We start from the raw sequence: 12,461 nt of genomic DNA on the forward strand, positions 1-12,461 counted from the left end.
CGGTGAAAATGCTCCCGCCCCCCTGAAATCAGAACAGAAAGGGCCGATACTGGGCGACTTTTGCTCCGCCCGCAGCGAGAAACATCCCCGCCGCTACCGTGGTCGACTATTCCACTGCCGTTCTCAGATCGGACCTCAGAAGGCACCGTGTAGCGCACGGCATAGCCCTTGCCACGCCGGAAGATGTTCTTGGGAAGTGTATGGTTCACTGTCTCTCCAAACCTTACATTGGAGAGGATAACCGATTGATATTAGAAGAAATGGTGGGTGATGAGGGATTTGAACCCCCGACATCTTCGATGTGAACGAAGCGCTCTACCACTGAGCTAATCACCCGGTGCCGCGCGTCTTAGCGCTCCCTCCGGCGCTCTGCAAGGGGGCGATCGCGGCGGGGGACGAAAAACGCCCCACTACAAGGTCAGTCGAAACGGACGGGAGGCCGGGGCGTGCGGTCGACGGTCAGGGTGAAGATGTCGGGCCGGGCGTAATGGCCCGTCGCGTCGAATTTCCGCCGCGCCGCGCGCGCCGCCGCCGGATCGATCTCCGCGTAGAGGAGGCCCTTTTCCGCGTGCATCGGCCCGGCATGGACGCCGCCGAAGGGCTTGTAGACGACCGCGTCTCCCGGGTTGATCCAGTCCTCGCCCTCGCCGAACAGCTCCGCCCGATACGGGAGGCTCTCGGGGATATCGCTGACTTGGAGGGCGGTGGCGCAGCCGATCACCCAGCAGCCGCCTTCGCGGGCGATATGCTGCATCGTGGCGAGCCAGCTCTGGCCGCTGTCCCAGGTCGGGGCGACATAGATATCGATGTTCTGCCCGTAGAGCGCGTAGCGCGCGAGCGGCATGTAATTCTCCCAGCACAGGAGCGCGCCGACCCGGCCCACCGCCGTCTCGACGACGCGCAGCCCGGCGCCATCGCCGAAGCCCCAGATCATCCGCTCGGGATTGGTCGGCATGAGCTTGCGGTGAGTGTTGAGGATTGTGCCATCTGCGTCGACGATAGCGCAGCTGTTGTAGAGCGTGCTGCCGCTGGTGGCGCCGTCGACCTCCTGGAAACCGACAACAAGAACGACACCGTGTTCCCGCGCGGTGGCGCGGAGCGGGTCCAGCCCGCCGCGACCGAGATCGACCGAATTTGCCTGGCTGAGCGCAAAGAGCGCATCCGTCTTGCCCATGCCCGCCCCGGGCGCGAGGCGCCAGACAAAGGTCGGATAGCCCGGGATCCAGGCCTCGGGAAAGACAACCATCTCGGCGCCCTGCGCGGCCGCCTCGGCGATCAGCTCGGCGCCGCGCTCCAGCGTCCGTTCGATATCCAGGTAAACGGGTGGTTGCTGAACGATGGCGACCTTCATGCTGTCCTCCAGTTCGGGCTCCTGCCGGCTCGCTTCGCGCAAGCTCTCCCGCCCGATGACAGCCAGACGATAGCACAGGACAGGCCGAACACGAAAACGGGCGCTCCGGAGAGCGCCCGTCAGGCCCGGCTCAGGCCGGGATCAATGCGCGGTCGGCGTCGCTCCCGCGGCGGCCGCCTCGCGTTCGCGCGCGCGCTCGGCCGCGGCGGCTTCCTCGGCCGCCTCGTCCCAGTCGATCGGCTCCGGCACGGCCACCAGGGCATGTTTCAGGACGTCGCGGACATGGGCCACCGGAATGATTTCCATCCCCTCCTTGACGTTGTCGGGGATCTCCGCGAGGTCCTTGGCGTTCTCCTCGGGGATCAGCACGGTCTTGATGCCGCCCCGAAGGGCCGCCAGCAGCTTCTCCTTGAGCCCGCCGATCGCCAGCACGTTGCCGCGCAGCGTGACCTCGCCGGTCATGGCGATGTCCTTGCGGACCGGGATGCGGGTCAGCACCGAAACGATCGAGGTCACCATGGCGACGCCCGCCGACGGTCCGTCCTTGGGAGTCGCGCCTTCCGGCACGTGGACATGGATGTCCAACGAGTCGAATTTCGGCGGCTTCACCCCGATCTCCGGTGCAATCGAACGCACGAAGCTGTTGGCGGCGTCGATCGATTCCTTCATCACGTCGCCGAGCTTGCCGGTGGTCTTCATCCGGCCCTTGCCCGGCAGGCGCAGCGCTTCGATCGACAGCAGGTCGCCGCCGACAGAGGTCCAGGCGAGCCCGGTCACCACGCCGATCTGGTCCTCTTTCTCCGCCAGCCCGTAACGGAACCGCTTGACGCCCAGAAAGTCCTCGAGATCCTCGGGCCTCACCGTGACCCGCTCGGCGTCCTTCTTGATGATCTTGGTGATCGACTTCCGCGCCAGCTTTGCGATCTCCCGCTCGAGGTTCCGCACCCCCGCCTCGCGGGTATAGGTACGGATGATCTCGGTCAGCGCCTCGTCCGTCAGCTCGAACTCCTTGGCCTTGAGCCCGTGGTTCTTCATCTGCTTGGCCAGCAGGTGACGCCGCGCAATCTCGCGCTTCTCGTCCTCCGTGTAGCCGGCAAGCGGGATGATCTCCATCCGGTCGAGCAGCGGGCTCGGCATGTTGTAGCTGTTCGCCGTGGTCAGGAACATCACGTTGGAGAGGTCGTATTCCACCTCCATGTAATGGTCGACGAAGGTCGAGTTCTGTTCCGGATCAAGCACCTCCAGCATCGCCGAAGCCGGGTCGCCACGGAAATCCTGTCCCATCTTGTCGATCTCGTCGAGCAGGATGAGCGGATTGGTGGTCTTCGCCTTCTTCAGCGACTGGATGATCTTGCCCGGCATCGAGCCGATATAGGTCCGCCGGTGGCCGCGGATCTCGCTCTCGTCACGCACGCCGCCGAGGCTGATGCGGATGAACTCGCGGCCCGTTGCCCGCGCGACCGACTTGCCGAGCGAGGTCTTGCCGACGCCCGGCGGGCCGACGAGGCAGAGGATCGGCCCCCTGAGCTTCTGCGAGCGCTGCTGCACCGCGAGATACTCGACGATGCGTTCCTTGACCTTCTCGAGCCCGTAATGGTCGTTGTCGAGGATCTCCTGCGCGCGGTGGAGGTCCTTCTTCACGCGGCTCTTCTTGCCCCACGGGATCGACAGCATCCAGTCGAGATAGTTGCGCACGACGGTGGCCTCGGCCGACATCGGGCTCATGTTCTTGAGCTTTTTCAGCTCGCCCTCGGCTTTCTCCAGCGCCTCCTTGGAGAGCTTGGTCGCGGCGATGCGCTCCTCGAGCTCGGCGATCTCGTTCTGGCCGTCATCGCCATCGCCCAGCTCGCGCTGGATCGCCTTCATCTGCTCGTTGAGGTAATACTCGCGCTGCGTCCGCTCCATCTGGCTCTTGACGCGGGTCTTGATCTTCTTCTCGACCTGCAGGACGGACATCTCCCCCTGCATCAGGCCATAGACCTTCTCCAGCCGTTCGGCGACCGACAGCGTCTCCAGAAGCTCCTGCTTCTGCGAGACCTCGAGCCCCAGATGGCCGGAGACGAGGTCGGCGAGCTTCGCCGCCTCGCGGGTCTCCGCGACAGCGGCCAGCGCCTCCTCGGGGACGTTCTTCTTGACCTTGGAGTAGCGCTCGAACTCCTCGCCCACCGAGCGAACCAGCGCGGCGATGGTGTCCTTGTCGCCTTCCTGCTCGGTCAGGAACTCGGCGCGGGCCTCGAAGAAACTGTCATTGTCGAGATATTCCAGGATCTTCACACGCCGAATGCCCTCGACGAGCACCTTCACGGTGCCATCGGGAAGCTTCAGCAACTGCAAGACGTTGGCGAGCACGCCCGCGCGGTAGATGCCACGCGTGTCCGGGTCGTCCTCGGACGCGTCGATCTGGCTGGCGAGCAGGATCTGCTTGTCGTCCTGCATCACCTCCTCCAGGGCGCGGACAGACTTGTCCCGTCCAACGAAGAGCGGGACGATCATATGCGGGAAAACCACGATATCGCGCAGCGGCAGCACGGGATAGGACGGGCTCAGCGACTCAGTCATGTTCATTGTCCTGTTCTTGGCAGGGGAACTCCGGTCCCGACATGCGGCAACGCTCGGCTCCCTCCGGTCATGGCTTTCACAGATGGGCGTTCGGACTGCCGTTTTCAACCAGATCCCGGCATTGTCCCCAGTCTGCCTGTCGGCCGACACGGGGGCAAGCCGACAACGCTGTCCCGCGACAGCTTTCCTCCGAACCCGTCGCGTGGCGGCTTCGCAGGCGCCAATTTTCCACCGCGACGCATCAGGCGGAGGCGCCGGCTGATCGGCACGGGAATCTCGTGCGCCGGTCCGGCCGCGCCCGGCAGGTCCGCTCCGCGCTCGCGATCAAAGCGGCTCGATATCCCCCAGGGCACGATTGCTGTGGAACTCCGACTGCCAGGCCGCGAAGCGCCCGGCCTCGATCGCCGCGCGCATGTCCTGCATCAGAACCTGGTAATAGTGCAGGTTGTGCCATGTCAGCAGCATCGAGGAAATGATCTCGCGGGCCCGGAAGACATGGTGCAGATAGGCCCGCGAATAGGATCGGCAGGCCGGGCAGCCGCAGGTCTCGTCGAGCGGGCGCGGGTCGTCCTGGTGGCGTGCGTTCTTGATATTGACCACGCCGCGGGGGGTGAACGCCTGCCCGGTCCGCCCGGAGCGCGACGGCAGCACGCAATCCATCATGTCGACGCCGCGGGCCACCGCGCCGACGATGTCGTCGGGCTTGCCGACCCCCATCAGGTAGCGCGGCCGGTCTTCGGGCAGCATCGCCGGGGCGTGGTCGAGCACCTCGAACATCGTCGCCTGCCCTTCGCCGACCGCCAGCCCGCCGATCGCATAGCCGTCGAAACCGATCGACGTCAGCGCCTCGGCGCTCTCCGCGCGTTGATCGAGAAAGGTGCTGCCCTGCTGGATGCCGAAGAGAGCGTGCCCGGGACGGTCGCCGAACGCATCGCGCGAGCGCTGTGCCCAGCGCATGGAGAGCCGCATCGAGTCCCGCGCGACCGCCTCTTCCGCCGGAAACGGGGTGCACTCGTCGAAACACATCACGATGTCGCTGCCGAGCAGGCGCTGGATCTCCATCGACCGCTCCGGGGTGAGCCTGTGCGACGACCCGTCGACATGCGACCGGAACGTCACACCGTCCTCGGTGAGCTTGCGCAGTTCGGCCAGGCTCATGACCTGGAAGCCGCCCGAATCCGTGAGGATCGGCCGCTCCCAGTTCATGAACCGGTGCAGCCCGCCGAGCCGCGCGATCCGCTCGGCCGTCGGACGCAGCATCAGGTGATAGGTGTTGCCCAGCAGCACGTCGGCGCCGGTCTCTCGGACACTTTCCGGCAGCATCGCCTTGACCGTCGCCGCCGTGCCCACGGGCATGAAGGCCGGCGTCCGGATCTCGCCGCGCGGCGTCCGGAGGGTTCCGCGCCGGGCCTTGCCGTCGGTCGCGATCAGTTCGAAGGTCACAGTCTCGTTCATGCGCCTCCTTCCCAGAACCGACCGGCAAGTGCAATCCGCCGATGCTGTCCGGACGGACCGGAACGAGCAGTATCGCGCCGGGTGGACGGCACGGCCGGCCCAAGAGCAGGAGCTCGGCAACCTCCGCACCCGGCAACGGCCGTTCGAAAAGATATCCCTGCCCGAGTTTGCAGTTCAGCCGCGCCAGCATCGCGTAGGCTTCCTCGGTCTCGATGCCCTCCGCCGTGACGGTCAGGCCGAGCGACTCGGCGAGCGAGATGATCCCGGCCACGATCTTGGCCTTCTGCGGGTCGTCCAGAAGCTGCATCACGAAGCTCCGGTCGATCTTCAGCTTGTCGAAGGGCAGCTGGGACAGCGTCGCGAGGCTGGAATACCCAGTGCCGAAATCGTCCAGCGAGATCCGGATGCCGAGCCAGCGCAGCTCATCGATGGTCTCGCGCGCATAGGCGAGATCCTCGATCACCGCGGTCTCGGTGATCTCGATCTCCAACCGGCCCGGCGGAAACCCGGTTTGCCGCAGCAGGTCGGAAATGGTTGCCGCCAGTCTGGCGTCGCGAAACTGCTTCGGAGAGAGGTTGAAGGAAAGGTCGAGCCCGGCTGGCCAGGCCATGGCGGTCTCGCAAGCACGGCGCAGGATGAGCCAGCTGATCGCGTTGATCTGCCCGGTGGCTTCGGCCAGCGGTATGAAGCGGGACGGCGGAACAGGCCCCAGCCGCGCGTGGTGCCAGCGCGCGAGGACCTCGAAGCCGACAAGACGGCGGTCGGCCATGTCGACAATGGGCTGGAAGTAGGGAACGATGGCGCCGGCCTCGATCGCGGCGGTGAGCTCGACCTCGAGCTCGGCCGCCGCACGCAGGTGCTCGCCAAGCTCGTCGTCGAAGAAATCCATGCGCCCGCCGCCCTCGCGTTTTGCGCGATACATCGCCTGTTCGGCGTTCCGAAAGAGCTGCTCCTCGTCGAGCCCTCGGCTCCAGAGCGCGATGCCGATGCTGGTTGCGACCACGAGGTCCTCGCCATCCACGGCAAACTTCCGCTCCATCGCCGCGAGCACCCGGCGGGCGAGCCCGGTGGCCGCGTCATAGGAGCTGTTCTCGCGCAGAACGACGGCGAATTCGTCGCCACCGAGCCGGATGGGAACCTGATGCTGACCACACAGCTCCCGCAACCGTTTCGCGACGCCCTGAAGCACCCGGTCGCCGACCTCGTGCCCGCGCAGATCGTTGATCGGCTTGAAGCGGTCGAGATCCATCAGGATCACCGCCAGCGAGCCGCCCGTCCGCTCCGCCGCGTCGATGAACGCTCCGACCACCTCGGACAGCGCCCGCCGGTTTTGCAGCCCGGTCAGCGCGTCGTGGCAGGTGATGTGACGGGCCCGCGCCTCGGCCGCGAGCCGTTCGCGAAGCCCCTGGCGGAGCTGGACACTCCAGTAGCTGAAAAGGAACGGCAGACTGACTCCCAAAATGATGAAGAGGCCAAAGAGCTCGTCGAGATTCCATGCCTCGTGCTGGCGCGAGAACTCGAACACGCGCTCGAAGACATCGAACTCGCTGGCCAGCACCCAGACCAGGCCCAGAACCGAAATCGGCACGATATACCGCCGTCCGATCTTCTTCACAGCCAGTGCTCCAACGCGGTCTCCGCAGGAACATTCACTCGAAAACCCTGAACATTTGCCTAATCCAAGGACGACGCAGGAGCCACGACAGACGAATCTGATCTGCCCACTGGACCGTCGCGCCCACATTCCTTATATAATTCGTCGACAATCCATCATAGCCAGGCCCACGATGACCTCCGAACCGACACCTATGGAAGGCGAGCCGCTGATCCGCCCCTCGACCACCGACCACCCGCTCTACGAGTCCGTCGTCGAGGCCTGCCGGACCGTCTACGATCCTGAAATTCCCGTAAATATCTTCGATCTCGGCTTGATCTACACGATCGCGATCAACCCGGACTCGGAGGTCCAGCTGACGATGACGCTCACCGCGCCCGGCTGTCCGGTGGCCGGCGAGATGCCAGGCTGGGTCGCCGAGGCGATCGAGCCGATTCCCGGGGTCAAGTCCGTGGATGTTAACCTGACCTGGGAACCGCCCTGGGGCATGGAAATGATGTCGGACGAAGCCCGGCTCGAGCTCGGCTTCATGTGATCCCCCTTGCACGGAAGCGTCCGGACCCCCAGTTTCGGGGCAGGACAGGAAGGATGAAGTCATGTTTTCCATTCCCGGCAAGCAGGCCGTGACTCTGACGCCGCGCGCGGTCGCTCATATCGTCAAGCTGATGCAACGCGACGGCCACCAGGGGCTCAAGCTCGGCGTCAAGAAGGGCGGATGCGCGGGCATGGAATACACGATGGAGTTCGCCGATACGATCGACCCGCATGACGAACTGGTCGAGCAGGACGGCGCGCGGGTGATGATCGCGCCGATGGCGCAGATGTTCCTCTTCGGCACCGAGATCGACTACGAGGTCTCGCTGCTCGAATCCGGCTTTAAGTTCAGGAACCCGAATGTCACCGAGGCCTGCGGCTGCGGTGAATCCATCAAGTTCGACGAGAAGCTGACCGCCGGCGAACGCTGAGCCTTCCGGCGTCCGAAGAGCCACGCGCGCCACATCAGGCGGGCGCGGCGGCGGGACCGTTTATGCCGACTCTCAACCCGCGCGCGGATCCGCTCGGCCTCGGTCGACGGACACTCGGGAAGAGACCACGGACTGTCCCGGAAGCTGTATAGAGCCCGGTTCGACATCGCCTTTCCTTTCATTTCTGGAATTCTTCGGTAATCTAGACGTTGAAAAACGGCGAGACGAGACCGCCGCAACGCAAGAAGACTTTCAAGAATGAAACCCCCGCTCCACCTGGACGACCTCTCGCTCTTCCTCGATGTCGCCGAGGCGGGCTCGCTCGGCGCGGCCTCGGCCAAGAGCGGCCTCAGCGTGCCGACGCTCGGCCGCCGGATGACCCGGCTCGAGGCACAAATGGGCCGCCGGCTCTTCCTGCGCGGCGCGCGCGGCTATGCGCTGACCGCCGACGGGCGGGCGCTGGCCGAGGAGGCCGCGGGGCTCCCCGCCGCGGTCGAGCGGGTCGCGCGCTGGCGGTCGGGCGGCGGCGTGGCGCGGGTCCGGATCACCGCCGGGCTCTGGACGTCACGCTTCCTTGCAAGCCGGATCACGCAGATCTGGTCGCCCGACGCATCCTGGGTGCCCGAATTCCTCGCCTCGAACCGCAATGTCGACATCGCGCGCCGCGAGGCCGATATCGGCATCCGCAACAGCCGGCCCGAGCAGGACTGGCTCGCCGGACGACGCACGCGCCGCGTCGACTATGCCGAATACGGCGTCAGCCCGGAGGTGACCGGCTACATCACCCTGCCCCGCGACGGCCCGACCACGCCGTCGGAACGTTGGCTCTGGCGCAACCGGGCCAATCGCGTCGTCATGCTCGCCAGCGACGCACGGCTGGCGATGGACCTTGCGCGGGCCGGTGTCGGGCGCGTGCTGCTGCCCTGTTTCGCAGGAGATCCGGAACCCGGCCTGTCGCGCCTCTCGGACACGGTCAGCGACATCGCGCATGAGGAGTGGCTGGTCTGCCATCACGCGGCGCGCCACGACCCGCCGGTCCGCGCGGCGCTGGAGGCGCTGGCCGGCCTCCTCACCGGCGCGGCGCGGAGGGATCCGGTGGAGTGACCGCGCCGAAAGGCATCAATCGGCCGCGCCCCGGAAGCCTTGACGCCCCCCGCGCCCCCTGCAATCTGGCGCCAACCCGAATTTCCAAACGGAGGGACTCCCCATGGCGCAGAAACTGGCCGCCGGAAACTGGAAGATGAATGGCACCGAGGCTTCTCTGGCCGAGATCGATGCGATGATTGCAGCCTATCCGGAACCGGGCTGCGGCGTGCTGATCTGCCCGCCGGCGACTCTGCTCGAGCGGATGAGCCGGCGCATCGGCCGCGGACCGATCGCGACGGGCGCACAGGATTGCCACATGAACGCCAAGGGCGCGCATACCGGGGACATCTCGGCCGAGATGATCCGGGATGCCGGCGGCGCCTATGTGATCCTCGGCCATTCCGAGCGCCGCACCGATCACGGCGAGACCAACGAGATCGTCAACGCCAAGACCCAGGCCGCCATCGGCGCGGGCCTCGTGGCCGTCGTCTGCGTTGGCGAGACGCTGGATGAGCGCGATGCCGGCGAGACGCTGGACCTCGTGGGCAGCCAACTGGCCGGCTCGATCCCCGATGGCGTGACCGGCGACAATCTCGTTGTCGCCTATGAGCCCGTCTGGGCCATCGGCACCGGCCGCATCCCGACGATGGAGCAGATCATCGAAGTTCACGACTTCATGCGCGCCCGCCTCGTCGAACGCTTCGGCGCCGAGACCGGCAACGCCGTCTCGCTGCTCTATGGCGGCTCGGTGAAACCGTCCAACGCCGCCGAGATCTTCGCTGTCGAGAACGTGGACGGCGCCCTGGTCGGCGGCGCCTCCCTCAAGGCCGCCGATTTCGGCGCCATCATCGACGCGCTGCAGAACAGCTGATCGATGCAGGGCGGCTTCGGGGCACCTGCGCTCGAAGCCGCCCGCCCCCGCGCCGACGCGCTTCCCGGCCGACAGCGCATCGGCACCCGGCGCAAGACGACCGGCCCGGATTCCCGGTCCGCAGACCCAACTCTCTCCTTTTCCGGAAAGCCGCCAGACGTCCTCGGCGCCGTGAGTGACGGCTATCAGCCCATTCGGCACATTGCCTTGGACTACTTCAGCGGCGGCTTTGCCGACCTAAAAGTCATCTGATTATTTCTGTCAGATGACTGCCTTGAGCCCAATGCAGACCCGAAAAACAATCGGGCGGCGCCACGAGTAGAGCGCCGCCCTTGTCGTATCAACCGGTAGCAATGGGATTAAGCCGACCAGTTGGGACCTCTGTGTCTCACCCCTCTGGTGTGTACCAGATCGGCGAGGTGTAGGCGCGCTCCTGCTGAGTCTCCCGCTTGCCTTCCGGGATCTCGACGCCGAAGAAGGCGGCATCGTAGGTCAGCCAGCTCGGCGTTGGAATTTCCAGAACGCGGACATAGTAGAAAGCGCGCTGCGACGGATCGAAGTCCGGGTCTTGCCAGAAGCCTTGAAGGAACGGCTCGCCGATAGAGTTGGTGTAGGTCGCCGCCGCGACGTCCACCGTATTGCCGACCGCTGGCAGCTTGCCATCCGCGCCCGGCTCGCGGTCGTCAGACCACACGACATCGTAGACCCGTTCCTCGGTCGTGCCGTCGGGCGTCGTCCAGCCCTTGATGATCTGAACACGGTCCAGGTTCGCACCGTCCGGATCGCGGATCGCCCGAATGAGAAATCCCGGTGCGGCGCCGTCGGGTGCGGCGCTGAGATCGCCTCCCATTGGTACGCCTTTTCCGTAGCCGTGGGCGGCGAAGTCCGAGCGTTCGATATCGCCCTCATCGAAGCCGAAACCGCCGAACACACGCACGCGCATCCGCGTGCCGGTCGTTGCGAAGGTCTCCTTCCGCTTCATCGCATCCCACAGCGCCTCGCGTGTGTTTTCCCGAGCCCAGACTGCGGCAAGGCCCGCCGCGAGGCCGTCACCATGAACCTGATCATCCGAAGGATCATCGGGGGTGAAGCGACCGGTAATGTATTCCTCGAAGCGGACAGGGTCGGCTGTCGGCTCCACCAGTGTCACCTTGCCGAAAAAGTTGTTCTCCTGCGCGGTCGAGAGCCCGGTATGGCTGTCGGTGGAGCCGACGACGCCCATCTTGAACGGGTTGACGCCGAGTTCGGCCTCGTAGGCCATGCCGCGCTTCCATGCGGCGCGGGCATATTCCCGAGGCAGCATCTCCGGCGTCTTGGGCTCTTCGCCGAAGCTGCCCTTGTCCCAAGTATAATAGTCGGCAAATTCGTCGGTCGGCGACAGCATCGGATGCGCCTCGCCATCGCCCTTGATCTGAGTGACTTCGTAGATCGGTTCCCACCGCTGCCGGCGCTCGGCGTAGTCTGCGCTGAGCGGTTCGCCCGAAAGGGTCACGTCGTCGAACATCAACCCATTGGAGAGGTTCCCATTGTGCGGGATGGCCAGCAAGCGGCCACCGGTCAATTCCTCGTAATCGGCCATCCACTGCCAAAGGTCTTCGGGGTCGTCGCTGTCGTAGGTCGAGAAGGGCACTACCTGATCCGCCAGTTCCTTGCCATCGCGGAAGATGACGTTGCGATGCAGGTTGTTGCCGTCCGGACCTGAGGTCCATTCGTATCCGATGAATGCGGTGAACGTGCCCGGCTGGTTGTGACGCTCCGCCGCCTCGGTCACGCGCGACCACATCGTCTCGTCGAGCCCCGAGCCCTCCATGGGGTCGCCGCCGCCCGGCTCGTTCACCGCACCAAACCACTGAACATAGGATTCTTCGATCGCCTCGATGGTTCCGGGAGCATAGGTCTCGGCCAGGGTCCGGCTCCATTCGTTGTAGTCAAGGATCGGGTTTTCCTCGTTCAGCGCCAAGGCGATACCGAGGTTTTCGGAATGGTCGGCTACGACGAGGAAATCGAGGGGCCTTTGGAGGCGTGCCGGGAGACCTTGAGACGAGATTACCTCCTCTCCCTTGGCGAACCGATAGGCATCGTCAGGGGTGGTTGTTGCGAGCGCCAGTCCGGCGTCGGCGGAAAAGGCGGTATGGAGATGCGTGTCGCCGAAGAAAACCTGGTTCGGGAAGTTTTCCTGCAGATAGGGCGAGTACTCGATTTCCTGGTCTGGGATCGCGTGCGGCAGTTCCTGCGCCATTGCAGGCATGGCAAGAAGGGCGGTGCTGGCGGCAATCAGCGCGCGAAGTGTCATAAAGGTTCTCCCCGAAGCTTTGCGCAAAGATAGTGCGATCCTCAATTCTGTAAAGCGATATGGCGGTGCGATCGTAAGGCTTTGTACTTCAGCTTGTGGGCGCCGAGCCGAAATCTTCCGATGTCTGCAAAGTCCCGCACTCTAGGTGTTCAGTCCCGGCATTTGGTGGATCGGATCGACATTGAATCTGTCTGGCTCTGAAGTCCAGATCTTGCAGATGTATTCGTATGGCGTGAGACCGCTGAGGGTCTTGAGCCTTCGGGCGA

At 65.1% G+C, this 12,461-nt stretch carries 10 protein-coding genes, 1 tRNA gene and 2 pseudogenes; 5 read left to right on the forward strand and 8 right to left on the reverse strand.

All coding sequences use genetic code 11. The annotated features are described in order from the left end of the window. The 6 genes and pseudogenes from EU800_RS27330 to EU800_RS29190 form a co-directional block, all read right to left on the reverse strand. Positions 1-209 (reverse strand): hypothetical protein (locus EU800_RS27330; RefSeq protein ID WP_207209999.1); only part of this gene is annotated, 209 nt, incomplete at its 3' end. 52 nt (positions 210-261) lie between these two features. Continuing rightward, positions 262-336: transfer RNA gene (locus EU800_RS24365), tRNA-Val, on the reverse strand. 82 nt (positions 337-418) lie between these two features. After that, complete coding sequence (locus EU800_RS24370) at positions 419-1,393, reverse strand: carbon-nitrogen hydrolase family protein (RefSeq protein ID WP_242500815.1); 975 nt, start codon at positions 1,391-1,393, stop codon at positions 419-421. A gap of 99 nt (positions 1,394-1,492) precedes the next feature. Then, the gene (gene lon / locus EU800_RS24375; RefSeq protein ID WP_129636089.1) at positions 1,493-3,910 is read right to left on the reverse strand and encodes an endopeptidase La; all 2,418 of its coding nucleotides are present in this window, start codon (positions 3,908-3,910) and stop codon (positions 1,493-1,495) included. Positions 3,911-4,234: 324 nt separating this feature from the next. Then, positions 4,235-5,365: a tRNA guanosine(34) transglycosylase Tgt gene (gene tgt, locus EU800_RS24380; RefSeq protein WP_129636090.1), complete on the reverse strand. Its 1,131-nt coding sequence runs from the start codon at positions 5,363-5,365 to the stop codon at positions 4,235-4,237. Positions 5,366-5,561: 196 nt separating this feature from the next. Further along, positions 5,562-7,109, reverse strand: a pseudogene (locus tag EU800_RS29190) (putative bifunctional diguanylate cyclase/phosphodiesterase); the annotation flags it as partial. A gap of 43 nt (positions 7,110-7,152) precedes the next feature. On the opposite strand from EU800_RS29190, the gene EU800_RS24390 reads away from it, so the two are divergent. The 5 genes from EU800_RS24390 to EU800_RS24410 all read left to right on the forward strand — a co-directional run bounded on the left by EU800_RS24390 (position 7,153) and on the right by EU800_RS24410 (position 10,154). After that, complete coding sequence (locus EU800_RS24390) at positions 7,153-7,515, forward strand: SUF system Fe-S cluster assembly protein (protein WP_129636091.1); 363 nt, start codon at positions 7,153-7,155, stop codon at positions 7,513-7,515. Positions 7,516-7,576: 61 nt separating this feature from the next. Continuing rightward, positions 7,577-7,945: an iron-sulfur cluster assembly accessory protein gene (locus EU800_RS24395; RefSeq protein ID WP_129636092.1), complete on the forward strand. Its 369-nt coding sequence runs from the start codon at positions 7,577-7,579 to the stop codon at positions 7,943-7,945. Between the two features lie 258 nt (positions 7,946-8,203). After that, positions 8,204-9,049, forward strand: coding sequence for a LysR family transcriptional regulator (locus EU800_RS24400; protein ID WP_129636093.1), 846 nt, complete (start codon positions 8,204-8,206; stop codon positions 9,047-9,049). A 103-nt stretch (positions 9,050-9,152) separates the two neighbouring features. Further along, a complete protein-coding gene (gene tpiA / locus EU800_RS24405) occupies positions 9,153-9,902 on the forward strand; it encodes a triose-phosphate isomerase (protein ID WP_129636094.1) in 750 nt (249 codons plus the stop codon). A 3-nt stretch (positions 9,903-9,905) separates the two neighbouring features. Further along, positions 9,906-10,154, forward strand: a complete 249-nt coding sequence (locus EU800_RS24410; RefSeq protein ID WP_129636095.1) for a hypothetical protein — start codon at positions 9,906-9,908, stop codon at positions 10,152-10,154. A 136-nt stretch (positions 10,155-10,290) separates the two neighbouring features. Here EU800_RS24410 and EU800_RS24415 read toward each other — a convergent pair whose 3' ends face one another. Beyond that, a complete protein-coding gene (locus EU800_RS24415) occupies positions 10,291-12,195 on the reverse strand; it encodes a DUF3604 domain-containing protein (protein ID WP_129636096.1) in 1,905 nt (634 codons plus the stop codon). A 141-nt stretch (positions 12,196-12,336) separates the two neighbouring features. Beyond that, positions 12,337-12,461, reverse strand: a pseudogene (locus tag EU800_RS24420) (IS481 family transposase); the annotation flags it as partial.

Origin of the sequence: Tropicimonas sp. IMCC6043 (genome assembly GCF_004146235.1) — a bacterium.
GTDB lineage: Bacteria > Pseudomonadota > Alphaproteobacteria > Rhodobacterales > Rhodobacteraceae > Tropicimonas.

Excerpts from the sequence above, each read along its gene's own strand:
- lon (WP_129636089.1), bottom strand. The coding sequence starts at position 3,910 with ATGACTGAGTCGCTGAGCCCGTCCTATCCCGTGCTGCCGCTGCGCGAT.
- tgt (WP_129636090.1), bottom strand. The coding sequence starts at position 5,365 with ATGAACGAGACTGTGACCTTCGAACTGATCGCGACCGACGGCAAGGCC.
- EU800_RS24390 (WP_129636091.1), top strand. The coding sequence starts at position 7,153 with ATGACCTCCGAACCGACACCTATGGAAGGCGAGCCGCTGATCCGCCCC.
- EU800_RS24395 (WP_129636092.1), top strand. The coding sequence starts at position 7,577 with ATGTTTTCCATTCCCGGCAAGCAGGCCGTGACTCTGACGCCGCGCGCG.
- EU800_RS24400 (WP_129636093.1), top strand. The coding sequence starts at position 8,204 with ATGAAACCCCCGCTCCACCTGGACGACCTCTCGCTCTTCCTCGATGTC.
- tpiA (WP_129636094.1), top strand. The coding sequence starts at position 9,153 with ATGGCGCAGAAACTGGCCGCCGGAAACTGGAAGATGAATGGCACCGAG.
- EU800_RS24410 (WP_129636095.1), top strand. The coding sequence starts at position 9,906 with ATGCAGGGCGGCTTCGGGGCACCTGCGCTCGAAGCCGCCCGCCCCCGC.
- EU800_RS24415 (WP_129636096.1), bottom strand. The coding sequence starts at position 12,195 with ATGACACTTCGCGCGCTGATTGCCGCCAGCACCGCCCTTCTTGCCATG.